1 protein-coding gene is annotated in these 299 nt (G+C 67.2%); it reads left to right on the top strand.

The window, feature by feature from the left end:
- The coding region (locus SB816_RS30795; protein ID WP_410548093.1) for an ArsA-related P-loop ATPase at positions 1–299 on the top strand (299 nt) is incomplete at both ends.

Here is a 299-nt window from a genome sequence, read left to right as displayed (position 1 = left end):
CTGGATACGGCGCCCACCGGCCACACCATTCTGCTGCTCGATGCGGCCGAGGCCTATCACCGCGAAGTGATGCGTACGCAGGGCGACATGCCGGAGCCGGTCCGTCAGTTGCTGCCGCGGTTGCGGGATCCGGACTACACGCGAATCCTGATCGTCACGCTGCCAGAAGCCACCCCGGTTCACGAAGCGGAACGCCTGAGCGCCGACCTCGCGCGGGCGGGCATCGAACCCTACGCATGGGTCATCAACCAGTCGCTGCTGGCCAGCGGCACGACCGATCCGATGCTGTGTCAGCGCGG

Source organism: Achromobacter sp. SIMBA_011 (assembly GCF_046535435.1).
Taxonomy (GTDB): Bacteria; Pseudomonadota; Gammaproteobacteria; order Burkholderiales; family Burkholderiaceae_B; genus Achromobacter; species Achromobacter dolens.
This window is presented reverse-complemented; position numbering and strand designations above follow the sequence as displayed.